Below are 16,185 nucleotides of genomic sequence, written 5' to 3' on the forward strand. Positions count from 1 at the left end.
TTTGTAACGCGTTGTCAGGCAACGTTATTTCTTGGATTGCACAATTTCGGAACGAACCGTCCGCCTCCGCCGTTTCGGCTGTGTATCTCGATCAAAGGAGTGTGGAATGGTCGCTACATCCAAACAGACGCACACCAACGGAACAGACATCCAGGCGGCACTCGAAGGGCAACTCGCGGAATTGCGCCGTGAGGTCGCAAAGCTCAACAAATCGCTGGCCGCGCGCGGAGCTGAGGTCTTCGACGAGGCCGTCGATCACGCCGATGACGCCTACCGGACCGCATCGGCAACCGCGGCAAGAGCCATGCGCCATCTGCGCAGCCAGGCACAATCCGTTTCGGAAACGGCAAGGGAGAACCCGCGTGCCACGACCGCGGTCGTGGCGGTGGTCGGCGCTTTGGCGCTGCTTGCCGGCATGGCCCTGGCCAGATCCCACAGCGGCAGGGACAGCTACTGGTAGGCCGGTCCGACGGCTTGAACCGACCCCAGCAAACCTTGTGAGGAAATTGCCATGGCTTCTTCCATGTTGATCAGCATCCTGATCACCTTCCTGGTGATCGTGCTCGTGCTTTATCTCGTGCAGCGGCTGCCGCTCGACGGCCGCATCCGGCAAATCGTGCAGATCATCGTGATTCTGATCGGCATCGTGTCGCTGCTCAAATACCTGGCGGTGTTCTAACCAGCCCGCGCCGACGCCTCCACGCATGGAGGCGCCCCACTCGCAACAGGATAAAGGCCGCGCGTCGCGCGGCCTTTATTTGTCTCGATGACAGAATTGACTGGAGCGGGTGAAGGGAATCGAACCCTCGTATTCAGCTTGGAAGGCTGCTGCTCTACCATTGAGCTACACCCGCTTTGCGTCCGCATCCATAGAGGAGATGACGGCGATCCGGAAGCCCGTTCCACAAGAAATTTGGCCGACTGAACAAGGCAGCGGCCTTGCAGCCATTCGACACTGTTCTCTTGGAGAAGAAGTGGTGGGAGAAGTAGGACTCGAACCTACGAAGGCGTAGCCAGCGGATTTACAGTCCGCCCCCTTTGCCGCTCGGGACATTCTCCCTTAACCGTGACCTGTCCCTGTTACGGGATCGGCCGGCCGGAAACCGGGTGCCTTATGGCGGTTGAGGTTCGGCCTGTCAACCACGGCTGGCAACCACCAGGATGATTTTCTTCATCTCGGGCGGCAGCCGCTCCGACCAAACTCCGCAAACCTGTCGCGGCTAAGAGGAAAGTCGCGAAATGCGGCTCGCCTGACGAAGCTTCGGGCGATTGCCAAGCCCTGTTTCAAAGCCGGAACAAGGGGACCTCGACGCGATTCCGCAATCCCCGGAAAGAAAAACCGACATACCGGTTTACTTTTGGACACGGCCGCGACATCTCCGCTAAAACTGCGCGTGCGCAAAGCCGGAGCCACCTGATGAGCAACGACACCAAGAAGGGAACGCCGAAGGACAGCCACTACGCGCGGCTGCGGCGTGCGCATCGCGAGGAAAAGACCGGCGGGGCTCCGGCCTTCCGGCCGCGCCCGAAAGTTGCGCCAGGCGAAGGCCCGGCAAACGGGCTGGTGCGGCTCTATGGACTGCATACGGTGCGTGCGGCGCTCGACAATCCCGCCCGCCGCATCCGCTCCATGCTGGTCACACGCAACGCGCTGGAGCGGCTCGACATCTCCGACATCACCGCTCTGCCTTTCACGGCCGAACTGGTCGAACCACGTGACATCGACAAGCTGACCGGATCGGACGCCGTACATCAGGGTGTCCTGATCGAGGCCGAGCCGCTGAAGCCAAAGCGGCTCGATGCACTCGGCGACAGCAATCTGGTGCTGGTTCTCGACCAGGTCACCGATCCGCACAATGTCGGCGCCATCCTGCGTTCGGCCGTCGCTTTCGGTGCCGGGGCGCTGATCACCACCGCGCGTCACAGCCCGCAGGAAAGCGGCGTTCTGGCAAAATCGGCATCCGGCGCGCTCGAGCATATCGACCACATCGAAGTGAAGAACCTCGCCGAGGCACTCGGCGAACTGCATGAGGCGGGTTTCCAGACGATCGGCCTCGATTCGGATGGACCGGCAGAGCTCGAGAAAACCTTCTCGGGCGACAGGATCGCCCTGGTGCTGGGTGCGGAAGGCAAGGGACTGCGCCAGAAGACCCGAGAGACGGTAACGGCACTGGCCAAGTTAGACATGCCAGGGGCCATCCGCTCGCTCAACGTCTCCAACGCCGCCGCAGTAGCGCTCTACGCGGTGCGACGCTTCCTCGGCTGAGTTGTTTCCCCAAAAAGAATGCCCTCGCGTTGGGGTCGAGGGCAAGGGCTTGCGCCTGAACATGAGACCCTGATCGAAGCGGAACATCGCCGAACCGGGTCATGATGGGTCGATCCACCTCGCCGCCAGAGCGTTTTCACGAAACGCGGAAATGCTCTGACGACGAAGCGGATCTGGTGGCGGTCCGCCGCTCCCAGCTGACCGCGATCGGGAACCCGCCCTCCCGGAGCCGCCGGGCGTCATCCTCCTCCGAGGACACTTCGTGCCGAAAGACGCTTCGAACGCAGGCTTTAGAAATGGGCCGATCCTGAGGAATGGGCCCGAGCAGAGGTTCCCTTGAGATCACGCCACCGGATGCCCGGCCATCAGCTCCAGCGCCTTGACCACACCCGAATGATCGTCCCTGGCACCGCCATTGGCCGCGCACGCGTTGAAGAGCTGCTGCGTGGTCGAGGTGTTGGGCAAGGCGACGCCCAGCGACTTGGCACCTTCCAGCGCCAGGTTCAGATCTTTCTGGTGCAGCTCGATGCGGAAACCCGGCGCGAAGCTGCGCTTGATCATGCGCTCGCCATGGACCTCCAGGATGCGTGAATTGGCAAGCCCCCCCATCAATGCCTGTCGCACCTTCGCCGGATCGGCACCCGCCTTCGACGCAAACACCAGCGCCTCGGCGACGGCCTCGATGGTAAGCGCGACGATGATCTGGTTGGCCACCTTCGCGGTCTGGCCGGAACCGTTCGGGCCGACAAGGGTGATGTTCTTGCCGAGCTTGTCGAAGATCGGCCTCGCGCGATCGAACGAAGCCTCCTCGCCGCCGACCATGATGGCGAGCGAAGCAGCCTTTGCGCCGACCTCGCCGCCCGAAACCGGAGCGTCGAGATAGTCCGCGCCCGTTGTCTTGACCTTGGCGGCGAACTCCTTGGTGAAGATCGGTGAGATCGAGCTCATGTCGATGACCAGCTTGCCGGTTGACAGGCCCTCGGCGACGCCCTTGCCGCCGAACAGGACTTCCTCGACCTGCGGGGTGTCCGGAACCATCAGGATGATGATGTCGGCCGCACGCGCCACCGCATCATTACCGGTCACCACCTTGATGCCCTTGGCGGAAAGCTCCGGCGCGGGCTTTGCGAAATGGTCGGTGGTCACGACCTCATAGCCGGCGTCGAGCAGATGTCCCGCCATCGGCGTGCCCATGATGCCCAGGCCGATGAAACCGATCTTTTCCATTGTCATTGTCCTTTTCGAAGTCAATCGTCCTCCCGCCAGCCGGCTCCGCCGCTGGACGAGGTAGAAGTTTCCAGAGGGTGCGGTCAGGCTGCGGCGCTGCCCTTGCCGGTCAGAGCCTGGAACCAGCCCAGCCCGGCCTCGGTGCCGGCCTTCGGCTTGTATTCAGCGCCGATCCAGCCCGCATAGCCGATGCGGTCGATGTGCTCGTACAGGAATCGATAGTTGATCTCGCCCGTCCCCGGCTCGTTGCGTCCGGGATTGTCCGCAAGCTGGATATGCGCGATGCGGCTGAGATTGGCCTCGATCGTGCGGGCGAGATCCCCCTCCATGACCTGCATGTGATAGATGTCGTACTGCAGATAGAGATTCTTCGAGCCGACCCGCTCGATGATCTCGAGCGCCTGCCTGGTGTTGGTCAGGAAGAAGCCCGGAATGTCGCGGGTGTTGATCGGTTCGATCAAGAGCTTGATACCCGCCTGCTCCAGTTTTTCGGCGGCGAAGCCGAGATTCTCGATGAAGACATTTTCCAATGCCTGGGTCGACACGCCGGCCGGCGTGATACCGGCAAGGCAGTTGAGCTGGTCGCAACCAAGGGCATGGGCATAGGTGATAGCCTTGGCAACACCCTGCCGGAACTCGTGGATACGGTCCGGCAGCACGGCGATACCACGTTCGCCCTTGCCCCAGTCACCGACCGGAAGGTTGAACAGGACCTGTGTCAGGCCGTTCTTCTTCAATCTGGCGGCGACCGCCTCGGGCGTGTGATCGTAAGGACCGATATATTCGACCCCCTTGAAGCCGGCGCGGGCCGCGGCGTCGAAACGATCGAGAAATTCATGCTCGTTGAAGAGCATCGAAAGATTGGCTGAAAACCGTGGCATAGCGGAACTTTCTTGGAAATTGAGTCAACGACTTCAGGAACAGATTCAATCGAGCAGCACGATCGCCGTGGGAGCGTCTTCGTTCTTCTCGGCCAGTTCCTCGAACTCGGTGATGTTGTTGATCTCGGTGCCCATGGAGATGTTGGTGACACGCTCCAGGATGAATTCCAGAACGACCGGAACCTGATGCTCCTTCATCAGCCGTTCCGCCTCCTTGAAGGCACCTGCGAACTCTTCCGGCTTGCGGACGCGAACCGCCTTGCAGCCCATCGCCTCGGCGACCGCGACATGGTCGACGCCGTAACCCGCCTCCGGGTCATCCTTCCTGTTCTGGTTTTCGAAGGCAAGGCTGACTTCGTAGTCCATCTGGAAGCCCCGCTGCGCCTGGCGGATCAGGCCGAGATACGCATTGTTCACGACGACGTGGATGTAGGGCAGCTTGTGCTGGGCGCCGACCGCCAGTTCCTCGATCATGAACTGGAAATCATAGTCACCCGACAGCGCAACGATGAAGGCCTCCGGATTGGCGGCGCGAACACCCAGCGCTGCCGGCAGCGTCCAGCCGAGCGGGCCGGCCTGGCCGCAATTGATCCAGTTGCGCGGCTTGTAGACATGCAGGAACTGCGCGCCGGCGATCTGGCTGAGACCGATCGTAGTGACATAGGTGGTGTCGCGTGGGAACGCCTTGTTCATCTCCTCGTAGACGCGCTGCGGCTTAAGCGGCACCTGCTCGAAATGGGTCTTGCGCTTCAGGGTCTTCTTGCGTTCCTGGCATTGCTTGGCCCAGCCCGACCAGTCGCGCAGCTTGCCGGCCGTCTTCCATTCGGTGGCGACGTCGAGCAGTGCCTTCAGCGCGGCACCGGCATCGGAGACAAGGCCAAGATCCGGCGCGAAGACACGGCCGATCTGGGTTGGTTCGATGTCGACATGGATGAACTTCTTGCCTTTGGTGTAGACATCGACCGACCCTGTGTGGCGGTTGGCCCAGCGGTTGCCGATGCCGAACACGAAGTCGGCTTCCAGCATGGTCGCGTTGCCATAGCGGTGCGACGTCTGCAGGCCACACATCCCGGCCATCAGGGCGTGATCGTCGGGGATGGTGCCCCAGCCCATCAGGGTCGGAACAACCGGAACACCGGTGATCTCGGCAAATTCGATGAGCAGATCAGAAGCGTCGGCGTTGATGATGCCGCCACCGGCTACGATCAACGGCTTCTCGGCCTGGTTCAGCATGGTCAGAGCTTTTTCGGCCTGGGCGCGGGTCAACGCTGGCTTGGCCAGCGGAAGCGGCTCATAGGCGTCGATATCGAACTCGATTTCGGCCAGCTGCACGTCAATCGGCAGGTCGACCAGGACCGGGCCCGGGCGGCCCGAACGCATCAGATAGAAGGCTTTCTGCAGCGTCATCGGAACCAGGTAGGGCTCCATGACCGTCACCGCCCACTTGGCGACCGGGCCAGCGATGGCTGCGATGTCGACGGCCTGGAAGTCTTCCTTGGTGAGACGGGCACGCGGCGCCTGGCCGGTGATGCACAGGATCGGGATCGAGTCGGCCGCGGCCGAATAGAGGCCGGTGATCATGTCGGTGCCAGCCGGACCGGAGGTGCCTATGCACAGGCCTATGTTGCCGGCCTTGGCGCGGGTGTAACCCTCAGCCATGTGGGAGGCGCCCTCGACGTGGCGGGCCAGGACGTGACCGATGGTGCCCCGCGCCTTCAGCGCCGAATAGAATGGGTTGATGGCAGCGCCCGGCACACCAAAGCCGCACTTGATCCCCTCTTTCTCGAGAACGAGAACCGCCGCATCGACTGCGCGCATCCTGGCCATATCTGAGCCCTCCAAAACGGTGATGTTCGAATGGCTGGACTCTGCCAGCGCCTCGCGTATTTTTCAATTTTTCCAAAATAATTTTTCATTTTTTAAATTTGCCAAATTCGCTTTGAATTTAAACGCAATTTTGTTTTCCAAATAAACTCACCAGCCTATTTCAGAAAAATTTTTTATTGCCGTTTGGCCGATTTGGGTGACAATGCAGCTATGGAACAGACGGAAAAACGCCAGCGCGGGCGCCCACGCGCATTCAACGCCCCCGCAGACGCCGCGCAGGTCCAATCGCTGGATCGTGCACTCCGCATCCTTGCCATTGTCGCGGAGGGCAGCGGCCTGTCGCTCTCGGAGGTCGCCAACGCCTCCGGAATTGCCGCCTCGACCGCTTACCGGATGCTGACGACACTCGAAACGCACGGCATGGTCGAGTTCGACAAGACCGATCAACTCTGGTCGATCGGCGTGGAAACCTACCGCATGGGCGCCGCATTTCTGCGCCGGCGCAAGCTGGTCGACCGTGCGCGCGTGGTTATGCAGGAATTGATGGAAAGGACTGGCGAAACCGCCAATCTCGGCCTGGCCGAAGACGACTGCGTTGTCTTTGTCAGCCAGGTCGAGACACATCAGGCGATCCGCGCCTTCTTCCGGCCGGGTACGCGCAGCCCGTTTCATGCCTCCGGCATCGGCAAGGCGGTGCTGGCCTATCTCGATGGCGATCGTGTTGCCGCCATAAGCCGCAAGACCGGACTCGAAGCCTTTACCGCGAAAACCTTGTCCACCCTGCCCGCGCTGGCGCTCGATCTGAAGGATATTCGCGAAAGAGGCTGGTCCGTCGACGACGAGGAACGGAACCTTGGCATGCGCTGCATTGCCGCCGCGATTTTCAACGAGTTCGGAGAACCGATCGGTGGCGTTTCAGTATCGGGACCAACGGCGAGGGTGACGCCCGAACGCCTGGCAGAGATCGGGCCGCTGGTGCGGAATGCGGCGGTGGAGATCACCAAGATGATCGGTGGCAGCACCAAACGCTGACCTTGCGATCAGCCCATGCCGGTGACGTGGCGGAGCCAGAACGCCAATACGATAAAGCCGATGGCGAAGCTCACGCCAGTCCAGTCGACATTGGCGCCTTTGAGGGCACGCAGCACTTTCACCGCCAGAATCCAGACGGCGAATACGATCAAACCGACAATGACGATTCGGATCATGGACAAACCCCATCAACGACGCCTGCTGACAGGCATCTCCGATGGATATAAGGATGAAACCAGCCAATTTCATGCTCAACCTGGGATCAGGCGAGCGTCGCAGCGCGCAAGTTGCCGACAATTGTCTTTACTGGCGCAGCAAATGTGCTAACCGGTGCGCCGTGCTTCTCCAACCTTGGAACTGAAATCGGGTTCGGAGGACACAAGTACCGATTGGCCACCAAGTTGCGGTGTCCTGGAGCCGGCGTAGCACAGCGGTAGTGCAGCGGTTTTGTAAACCGAAGGTCGGGAGTTCGATCCTCTCCGCCGGCACCATTCAATCCAGCGTGCAGTTCAAATATACAGCCCGGGCTTGTCCCCTTCCCGCCTTTCAGATCCTGATCAACGCTTGCTCAGGCACGGCATCAGCACGCCCGTGCATTTTGATGACACGACCGGCTGGTTCATCTGGTCGGAGGCCCGGACCACGATGGAAAACATCACGGCGAACGAACCGAGCATCAGGAAAAGGATCATCAGGCGTGACATCGACAATGGGAAGCTCTCGACTTGGCCCCCGCCCACCGATTGCTGCCCCAAGCATGGCCAAAGCAAATTTCAGAAAAATTAAGACGGATTTTAACCATGTTGGCGCAAGCAGGCACGGCGCAATGATTCGCCCGTTGCGAATGGCAGTGATCTCGCCTCGCTTGCCACCACGCTCTTTGCAGGCACCGGTTGACCATGCTACGCCGCGCGGGTCGATGCCGAGGATCGCCCGCCGGGAGCCATGACGAATACCGCAAGCCGCCTCGCCTTTGTTTCCTCAGAAACCGCCGACGCCCGGGCTGCGCTGGAGCGGCTGAGTGCCCGCTATGGCCAGGTGCCGGTCGATGAAGCCGACACCATCGTCGCCCTCGGGGGTGACGGTTTCCTGCTGCAGACGCTGCGCGACACGATGAGCAGTGGCAAGCGTGTCTACGGCATGAACCGGGGCACGATTGGCTTCCTGATGAACGAGTTCCGTGAAAAGGGCCTGACCGAGCGCATTGCCAAGGCGGTGCCTGAAACCATCCGACCGCTGGAAATGTCGGCGACCAACGCCGAAGGCGAAACCGTCGAAGCACTTGCGATCAACGAGGTCGCCCTGTGGCGCCAATCTTACCAGACAGCCAAGATCCGCATCACCGTCGACGACCATGTCCGCCTCGAGGAATTGAGCTGCGACGGCGTCATGATCGCGACGCCGGCAGGCTCCACCGCCTATAACCTTTCCGCCCACGGGCCGATCCTGCCGCTCGACGCGCCGCTGCTGGCGCTGACGCCGGTGAGCCCGTTCAGGCCACGCCGCTGGCGTGGCGCGCTGCTTTCCAATCGGGCGACCGTGCGGTTCGACATACTGGAGGCCGAAAAGCGGCCGGTGAACGCCGCCGCCGACCACACCGAAGTGAAGGCCGTGACGTCGGTGACAGTGCGGGAATCCTTGACGGCAACAGCCACGGTGCTGTTCGACCCCAATCATTCCTGGGACGAACGCATTCTTGCAGAACAGTTCCGATATTGAGTCCCAATCCGGGTTGAACGAACCATATCGGACACTACCTTAGGCCAATCACCGCGTGATTGCTGGCTTTCAAGCCCGTTTGTGTTGACAAAACGTGGACTTGCGCCTATCGGCGTTCACGATATTGCAGGCGCGAGGCGTCTGCCGCGACGGAAGCCGCCGCGCTCCCATACAAGCCAAAGACAGTAAAACTTGTCCTCAGACACCCAGACCGCTCAAGAAGCGTTGCTTTTCTCCGACCTCGGCCTCTCGCCCAAGGTTCTCTCGGCCGTCACCGATGCCGGGTACACGCAGCCGACGCCGATCCAGGCCGGCGCGATCCCGCACGCGTTGCAGGGCAAGGATGTCTTAGGCATCGCCCAGACCGGAACAGGCAAGACGGCATCTTTCGTGCTGCCGATGCTGACACGGCTGGAAAAGGGGCGGGCCCGCGCACGCATGCCGCGCACGCTGATCCTGGAGCCGACCCGCGAGCTGGCGGCGCAGGTCGAAGAGAATTTCGTCAAATACGGCAAGAACCATCGCCTCACCGTGGCGCTGCTCATCGGTGGTGTCTCCTTCGAGGACCAGGAAAAGAAGCTGGAACGCGGTGCCGACGTGCTGATCGCGACCCCAGGTCGCCTGCTCGATCACTTCGAGCGCGGCAAACTGCTGCTGACCGGCGTCGAAATCCTCGTCATCGACGAGGCCGACCGCATGCTCGATATGGGCTTCATTCCCGACATCGAGCGCATCTGCAAGCTCATCCCCTTCACCCGGCAGACGCTGTTCTTCTCGGCGACCATGCCGCCCGAGATCACCAAGCTGACCGAGCAGTTCCTGCATGCCCCGGTACGCATCGAGGTCGCCAAGGCTGCGACCACCGCTTCGACGGTAACACAGCGCCTGGTCAAGGCCGGCTCGAAACCGTGGGACAAACGCGCTGTCCTGCGCGACCTGATCCACGCCGAAGAAGAAGGGCTGAAGAACGCCATCATCTTCTGCAACCGCAAGGTCGAGGTCTCGGAACTGTTCCGCTCGCTGCTGAAGCATGACTTCAACGCTGGCGCATTGCATGGCGACATGGACCAGCGCGCGCGCATGACCATGTTGTCCAACTTCCGTGACGGCAAGCTGAAATTGCTGGTGGCGTCGGACGTCGCCGCCCGCGGGCTGGACATTCCAGACGTCAGCCATGTCTTCAACTACGACGTACCAATCCATGCCGAAGACTATGTCCATCGTATCGGCCGCACCGGCCGTGCGGGGCGCTCCGGCAAGTCGTTCACCATCGCCACCAAGGGCGACACCAAATATGTCGACGCGATCGAGAAGCTGATCGGCAAACGGATCGAATGGTTCGACGGCGACCTATCCACGCTGGTTGTCAGCGAGGACGCTGATGAAGCGCCACGCCGCGGTCGCGGCGACAAGCGCCGTGGCGGCCGCAAGGATAGCGACGACCGTCGCAGCAAGGGCAAGCGCGGCGACAGGCACGCCGCAAACGAAAATGGCGAGGCAACACCGGCTCCCGCTGAAGCGGCCCCTCCTGCGGGCGACGACCGCAAGCAGCGTAAGGAGGCGATCCGCGCCGACAATGCCGATCGCAGGGATGCCGATCGCAAGGACCAGCGCCCGCATCGCGAACAGCGCCATTCCCGCCATCGCGAGGAAGAAGACGACAAGACAATCGGCTTCGGCGATGACGTGCCCGCCTTCATGAAGATCGTCGCCAAGGTCTGAATACAGCAGGCCGGATCCCGACCGACGTTGGACCGAATTTTCTACAGATATCCAAATGAAAACGGCCCCGAGCGGGGCCGTTTTCATATCTGCATAAACCGGTCTCAGGTGAGCGGCGAAAGCTGAATCTCGACGCGGCGGTTCTGCGCGCGGCCTTCGGCGGTGTTGTTGGGAGCAACCGGCCGGGTCTTGCCGAAGCCGGTAACCGCGAAACGCCGTGAATCGACGCCCTGCGACGACAGGTAGTTCGCCACCGAGAGCGCGCGGCGCTGCGACAGGTCGAAATTGTGCTGGTCCGAACCGGTCGAGTCGGTGTGGCCGAACACGTCGACGGTGGTCTGATTGTACTTCTTCAGGACCAGCGCAACGGAGTTCAGCACCGAGTAGAAACTCGCCTTCACGGAATCCTGATCGGTGGCGAAGGTGATGTCGGACGGCATGTTGAGAACGATCTGGTTGCCCACGCGGGTAACGCTGACGCCGGTGCCCTGCAGCTGCTGGCGCAGCGCATTTTCATTTTGGTCCATCACCGAACCGATGGCTCCGCCGGCCAGTGCGCCGATACCCGCACCGATCAGCGCGTTGCGGCGATCGTTGCCACCGGCAAGCGTGCCAAGTGCGGCACCAGCCAGGCCACCGAGAACGGCGCCGCCCGCGGTGTTGGAAACCTTCTGCTCACCCGTGTAGGGATCGGTCGTGCAGGCACTGGCCAACACCGCCGTAGCCACCACGCTGAGCACAATTTTCTTCATGGGATATCCCTCTCCAAACTACGGCCGCGACTCGGCGCGCGGGCAAGTCCTTAGCCGCCCTTCTAGCACGAATTGCGGCAGAAACCGGAGCATGAAATGGCGGAGCGCGGGGTTTTTCCGCGCGCCTTCAAGATCATTGCGTCAGGCAAGGGAAACGCCCGTCGCGGCTACCACAGGTTCCTGCCGTCGATGACCACCACCTCGACGGTGTCGAGCTCGAAATCGTCGAACAGGCGGGAATTGATGCTGATCTTGGGGTTGTCGAAATCCGGCTCGCCGGTCGACCAGTCCGGGGTCTCGGTGAAGGTGCCGCAGCCACAAATTGCGCAGAATCCGTGCTTGATGGTCTTCGAGCCCCAACGGTAGAAGCTCACATTTTCAGGAGGGCTGGTCAGCTTGAACTTGTCGGGCGTGTAGTAGGCCCAGAGCGAGCCACGCTTCGAACAGAAGGAGCAGGTGCACTGCGTCACCGTCTGCGGCGCTTCCGATACCTCGAACGTCGTAGCCTTGCAGTGACAGCTTCCCTTGATGATCATTTTTCCTCTCCATGCCACGCGCGCCTGAAGCGCAACACACCACAGAGAGAGCCTCCTGACAACTTAAAGCAATTCCGGAAAAGTGCGTAGCGGTTTTCCGTTCGGAATTGCGTAAAAACAAATAGTTAGAGCGTTTCCGCGAAAACGGAAACGCTCTAAAGTCGGCCAGGGCCCTTGAGATGAGGCAGATGCCTCTAGTCGATATCCGCGACCGGCTGCCCGACGCCGCCTTCGATGCGTTGCGACAACGAAGCTTCCATGAAATCGTCGAGGTCGCCATCGAGCACGTCCGATGGGCTTGTCGACTCCACTCCGGTGCGCAGGTCCTTCACGAGCTGGTAGGGCTGCAAAACATAGGAGCGGATCTGGTGCCCCCAGCCGATGTCGGTCTTGGCCGCTTCGGTTGCGCTGGCTGCCGCCTCACGCTTCTTCAGCTCTTCTTCGTAGAGGCGTGAGCGAAGCATCTCCCATGCCTTGGCACGGTTCTGATGCTGTGAACGGCCGGCCTGGCAGGCAACAGCGATACCGGTCGGAATGTGCGTGATACGCACGGCCGAGTCGGTGGTGTTGACGTGCTGACCACCTGCGCCCGACGAGCGGTAGGTGTCGATGCGCACGTCGGATTCATTGACCTCGATCTGGATGTTGTCGTCGATCACCGGGTAGACCCAGATCGACGAAAATGAGGTGTGGCGACGCGCATTGGAATCGTAGGGCGAGATGCGCACAAGACGATGCACGCCCGACTCCGTCTTCAGCCAGCCATATGCGTTATGCCCCTTGATCAGCACCGTCGCCGACTTGATGCCGGCTTCTTCGCCATCGTGGACTTCCAGCACTTCGACCTTGAATTTGCGACGCTCGGCCCAGCGCGTGTACATGCGCAGCAGCATGTTCGCCCAGTCCTGGCTCTCGGTGCCACCGGCACCGGCATGGACTTCCAGATAGGTATCGTTGGAGTCGGCCTCGCCTGAAAGCATGGTCTCGACCTGGCGCGCCCTGACCTCACCGGCCAGCGAGCGGATCGCAGTCTCGGCCTCCTGGATGACGCTCTCGTCGCCCTCTTCTTCACCGAGTTCGATAAGGCCGATATTGTCCTCGAGTGCCTGGGTGACGCCTTTGACCGTGCCGATGCCCTCTTCCAGGCCCTGCCGCTCGCGCATCAGCTTCTGCGCTTCCTGCGGGTCATTCCAGAGGCTGGCGTCCTCGGCACGGACGTTCAGGTATTCAAGCCGTTTTAGCGCTTGATCCCAGTCAAAGATGCCTCCTCAGCAGGGTTATCGCCTGCCTGATTTCGTCGACAATGTTCTGCGTTTCCGCGCGCATGATCTCTTTTTCTTTTCCGGTTTGCGAAGTGACGACCGTCGCCACTCAGGGCCAACTGGGTTTCAAAGGACACCTGCTCGCCGATGCCGGCTCAAGATGCCATGAATCCCAACAAGCAAGTCGGCGCGATACATAGGCATCACCCTGCCGCCTGTAAAGCAAAATGGGCCGGCATGGAGCCGGCCCATCAGTGACTGTCGCGTCGTCAGTAAAGGCCGCCGCCGCCCGACTGGATCGCCTGCGATGCCTGCGGCGAAATCCCCGTGCCAGGACCGTTCGAGCCATCCGAGCCCATGCCGATGACCCAGTAGCTGTCAGCCGGACCCGTGCCGGGCTTGAAGGCTTCCATGATCGTGTTGGGGTCGCCCTCGTTGGCACGCATGCCGGTCTTGCGGTTGATCGCGACCAGCGACATGCCTTCCGGTACCTTGAATTCGATCTTCGGCTGACCGACCAGCGCCTCGCGCATCATGTCCTTGAAGATCGGCGCGGCGAGACCACCACCGGTGATGCCCTTGCCGAGCGGCTTGGGCTGGTCATAACCGAGATAGAGACCGACCAGCAGGTTCGGCGTGAAGCCGATGAACCAGGCGTCCTTCTCGTCGTTGGTCGTGCCGGTCTTGCCGGCCATCGGGTAGCCGAGTTCGGCAACGGTGGCGCCGGTACCGCGCTTGATAACGCCCTCCATCATGGACGTGATCTGGTAGGCCGTCATCGGGTCCAGCACCTGCTCGGAATTGTCGGTCAGTTCGGGCTCGGGCTGGTTCTTCCATTCGGTGGCGTTGCAGTTCTCGCAGGTGCGCTCGTCCTGACGAAACACCGTCTTGCCGTAACGATCCTGGATGCGGTCGATGACCGACGGCTTGATCGACTTGCCGCCATTGGCCATGATCGCATAAGCCGAAACCATGCGCATCACCGTGGTTTCACCGGAGCCCAACGCCATCGGCAGATATGGCGCCAGCTTGTCATAGACGCCGAAACGTTCCGCATATTCCGCAACCAGCTTCATGCCCATGTCATTGGCCAGACGAACGGTCATCAGGTTACGCGAACGCTCGATGCCGTTGCGCAGGGTCGACGGGCCGGCGGAATTGCCATCATAGTTCTTCGGCGTCCAGGTGGTGTTGCCGGACTGGATGGTGATCGGACCGTCCATGATGACGGAGGCTGGCGTATAGCCGTTGTCCAGTGCCGCCGCATAAACGATCGGCTTGAACGATGAGCCGGGCTGGCGCATCGCCTGGGTGGCACGATTGAACTCGGAAGCGGCGTAGGAGAAGCCGCCGACCATGGCAAGGACGCGGCCGGTGTGGGGATCCATGGCGACGAGACCGCCCTCGACCTGCGGCACCTGGCGCAGCAGATAATCGGAGCCGCTGTCACCCTTCCTCTGAACGAAGATGACATCACCGGCCTTCAGGACTTCCGCCGGGGACTTCGCCTTCAGCGTCTTGTCGCCCTGCTTGTAGCGCATCGCCCACGCCATGTCCTCACGCGATACCGTACCTTCGACCCGCTCCTTGACGAGGTCACCGGAGGCCTCGCGGTCGGGCTGCACGCCGATCGACAGGCCCTCGCCGGAGCTGTCGAGCACGACGGCGAGCGTCCATTCCGGCACGTCGCTCAAGGCCTTGACCGCGCCCAGTCCGGGACCCCAGTCACCGGACACGTCGATATGCGTGATCGGGCCACGGTAGCCGCGCAACGTATCGAATTTCATCAGGCCGTTCTGCATCGCCTTGCGGGCGAACAGCTGCAGCTTGGGATCGAGTGTGGTTCGGACGGAGAGGCCACCTTCGTAGAGTGCGTTCTCGCCATAGCGGGAGATGATCTGGCGGCGGACTTCCTCGGTGAAATATTCACCGGCGAAAAGGTAGGTGCCGTTGCGGCGCGGCTTGACGCCGAGCGGCTCGGCCTTGGCCTTGGCGCCCTCCTCCTTGGTGACGTAACCGTTCTCGACCATCTGGTCGATGACCCAGTTGCGGCGCTCGATGGCACGCTCGGTATGCCGGAACGGGTGGTAGTTGGACGGGCCACGCGGAAGTGCAGCGAGATAGGCAGCCTCGGCCACCGTCAGCTCGTTGACCGACTTGTCGAAATAGGTCAGCGCTGCACCCGCAACGCCATATGCGTTCAGGCCAAAGAAGATCTCGTTGAGATAGAGTTCAAGGATACGATCCTTGGAATAGGCCTGCTCGATGCGGAAGGCGAGGATCGCTTCCTTGATCTTGCGGTCCATCGTCTGGTCGGCGGTGAGCAGGAAGTTCTTCGCCACCTGCTGCGTGATGGTCGAGGCACCGACCGGGCGGCGCGAGCCCCAGTTCTGCACGTTGACGATGATGGCGCGACCAAGACCGGTGATGTCGATGCCGGGATGCGAATAGAAATTCTTGTCCTCAGCCGACAGGAAAGCGGCCTTGACACGATCCGGCACGGCCTGGATCGGCAGGTAGAGACGACGCTCACGGGCATATTCGGCCATCAGCGCGCCATCGGAAGCGTGGATGCGGGTGGTGACAGGTGGCTCGTATTTGGCCAGGACCTCGTAGTCAGGCAGCTCCTTGGCCAGATTGCCGACATAGATCGCGACAACCGCGGCGGCCAGCAGAGCCAGCATCGTGCCGATGCCGAAAAAATAGCCGATAAGACGAATCATGCCCACTCCAGTCCGTGGCCCAGGATTTCCCTAGCGCATGGTCCCGGGAATCGGAATCGATTTCCCGGGCGCTCCTGCGCCGCTTTCATACGCTACGGCAATCCTTGCGTCCTGCCCTTGCATGAGACGCCATAAACGATACTGCCTGCCACGCAAGGCTCGGGAACCACCCGGCCGTTCGCCACCCATTGTCGCGGCGATGTGGGTAAATTGCGGCAATCGCAAATTTCCTGGCCAA

At 61.4% G+C, this 16,185-nt stretch carries 15 protein-coding genes and 3 tRNA genes; 7 read left to right on the plus strand and 11 right to left on the minus strand.

Annotated features, from left to right (window positions below; genetic code table 11):
• The first annotated feature begins 106 nt into the window (after positions 1 to 106).
• Both C1M53_RS29975 and C1M53_RS29980 read left to right on the plus strand, forming a co-directional pair.
• Positions 107 to 460, plus strand: a complete 354-nt coding sequence (locus C1M53_RS29975; RefSeq protein WP_129415680.1) for a hypothetical protein — start codon at positions 107 to 109, stop codon at positions 458 to 460.
• Positions 461 to 511: 51 nt separating this feature from the next.
• The gene (locus C1M53_RS29980) at positions 512 to 679 is read left to right on the plus strand and encodes a Thivi_2564 family membrane protein (RefSeq protein ID WP_129415681.1); all 168 of its coding nucleotides are present in this window, start codon (positions 512 to 514) and stop codon (positions 677 to 679) included.
• Positions 680 to 780: 101 nt separating this feature from the next.
• Here the strand turns inward: C1M53_RS29980 and C1M53_RS29985 are convergent.
• Positions 781 to 854, minus strand: a tRNA-Gly gene (locus C1M53_RS29985).
• Between the two features lie 121 nt (positions 855 to 975).
• Positions 976 to 1,060: transfer RNA gene (locus C1M53_RS29990), tRNA-Tyr, on the minus strand.
• A 357-nt stretch (positions 1,061 to 1,417) separates the two neighbouring features.
• On the opposite strand from C1M53_RS29990, the gene C1M53_RS29995 reads away from it, so the two are divergent.
• Complete coding sequence (locus tag C1M53_RS29995) at positions 1,418 to 2,266, plus strand: RNA methyltransferase (protein ID WP_129415682.1); 849 nt, start codon at positions 1,418 to 1,420, stop codon at positions 2,264 to 2,266.
• Positions 2,267 to 2,608: 342 nt separating this feature from the next.
• Here the strand turns inward: C1M53_RS29995 and C1M53_RS30000 are convergent, their stop codons facing one another.
• The 3 genes from C1M53_RS30000 to gcl are packed head-to-tail and all read right to left on the minus strand — an operon-like array spanning position 2,609 to position 6,201.
• Complete coding sequence (locus C1M53_RS30000; protein ID WP_348630017.1) at positions 2,609 to 3,517, minus strand: 2-hydroxy-3-oxopropionate reductase; 909 nt, start codon at positions 3,515 to 3,517, stop codon at positions 2,609 to 2,611.
• A 59-nt stretch (positions 3,518 to 3,576) separates the two neighbouring features.
• Positions 3,577 to 4,374 (minus strand): hydroxypyruvate isomerase, encoded by a 798-nt coding sequence (gene hyi, locus C1M53_RS30005; RefSeq protein WP_129415684.1) that lies wholly within the window; start codon positions 4,372 to 4,374, stop codon positions 3,577 to 3,579.
• Positions 4,375 to 4,419: 45 nt separating this feature from the next.
• Positions 4,420 to 6,201 carry a glyoxylate carboligase gene (gene gcl, locus C1M53_RS30010; RefSeq protein WP_129415685.1) on the minus strand — a complete coding sequence of 594 codons (1,782 nt, stop codon included), beginning with the start codon at positions 6,199 to 6,201 and terminating at the stop codon, positions 4,420 to 4,422.
• 210 nt (positions 6,202 to 6,411) lie between these two features.
• Between gcl and bhcR the strand changes: the two genes are divergently transcribed.
• Positions 6,412 to 7,233, plus strand: a complete 822-nt coding sequence (gene bhcR, locus C1M53_RS30015; protein ID WP_129415686.1) for an HTH-type transcriptional regulator BhcR — start codon at positions 6,412 to 6,414, stop codon at positions 7,231 to 7,233.
• Between the two features lie 8 nt (positions 7,234 to 7,241).
• On the opposite strand, the gene C1M53_RS31835 is transcribed toward bhcR, so the two are convergent.
• Positions 7,242 to 7,409, minus strand: coding sequence for a hypothetical protein (locus C1M53_RS31835; protein ID WP_165358283.1), 168 nt, complete (start codon positions 7,407 to 7,409; stop codon positions 7,242 to 7,244).
• 240 nt (positions 7,410 to 7,649) lie between these two features.
• Between C1M53_RS31835 and C1M53_RS30020 the strand changes: the two genes are divergently transcribed.
• Positions 7,650 to 7,724 (plus strand) — tRNA-Thr (locus tag C1M53_RS30020).
• A 66-nt stretch (positions 7,725 to 7,790) separates the two neighbouring features.
• Here C1M53_RS30020 and C1M53_RS30025 read toward each other — a convergent pair.
• Positions 7,791 to 7,937, minus strand: coding sequence for a hypothetical protein (locus C1M53_RS30025; protein ID WP_245488354.1), 147 nt, complete (start codon positions 7,935 to 7,937; stop codon positions 7,791 to 7,793).
• A gap of 241 nt (positions 7,938 to 8,178) precedes the next feature.
• On the opposite strand from C1M53_RS30025, the gene C1M53_RS30030 reads away from it, so the two are divergent.
• Entirely contained in the window at positions 8,179 to 8,952 is a 774-nt protein-coding gene (locus tag C1M53_RS30030; protein ID WP_129415687.1) for an NAD kinase, read from the plus strand.
• 192 nt (positions 8,953 to 9,144) lie between these two features.
• Positions 9,145 to 10,674, plus strand: coding sequence for a DEAD/DEAH box helicase (locus C1M53_RS30035; protein WP_129415688.1), 1,530 nt, complete (start codon positions 9,145 to 9,147; stop codon positions 10,672 to 10,674).
• A gap of 104 nt (positions 10,675 to 10,778) precedes the next feature.
• On the opposite strand, the gene C1M53_RS30040 is transcribed toward C1M53_RS30035, so the two are convergent.
• The 4 genes from C1M53_RS30040 to C1M53_RS30055 form a co-directional block, all read right to left on the minus strand.
• Positions 10,779 to 11,426 (minus strand): OmpA family protein, encoded by a 648-nt coding sequence (locus C1M53_RS30040; RefSeq protein ID WP_129415689.1) that lies wholly within the window; start codon positions 11,424 to 11,426, stop codon positions 10,779 to 10,781.
• Between the two features lie 167 nt (positions 11,427 to 11,593).
• On the minus strand, positions 11,594 to 11,962 hold the full coding sequence (locus C1M53_RS30045; protein WP_129415690.1) for a GFA family protein: 369 nt from the start codon (positions 11,960 to 11,962) through the stop codon (positions 11,594 to 11,596).
• Between the two features lie 194 nt (positions 11,963 to 12,156).
• Positions 12,157 to 13,288, minus strand: a protein-coding gene (gene prfB, locus C1M53_RS30050) for a peptide chain release factor 2 (RefSeq protein ID WP_129415691.1) whose coding sequence is annotated in 2 segments (ribosomal slippage) — positions 12,157 to 13,221 and positions 13,223 to 13,288 — 1,131 coding nt in all. Because the reading frame shifts where the segments join, the coding sequence is not laid out codon by codon here.
• A 205-nt stretch (positions 13,289 to 13,493) separates the two neighbouring features.
• On the minus strand, positions 13,494 to 15,947 hold the full coding sequence (locus C1M53_RS30055) for a penicillin-binding protein 1A (RefSeq protein ID WP_129415692.1): 2,454 nt from the start codon (positions 15,945 to 15,947) through the stop codon (positions 13,494 to 13,496).
• Positions 15,948 to 16,185: the final 238 nt, after the last annotated feature.

Source organism: Mesorhizobium sp. Pch-S, from assembly GCF_004136315.1.
Lineage (GTDB): Bacteria > Pseudomonadota > Alphaproteobacteria > Rhizobiales > Rhizobiaceae > Mesorhizobium.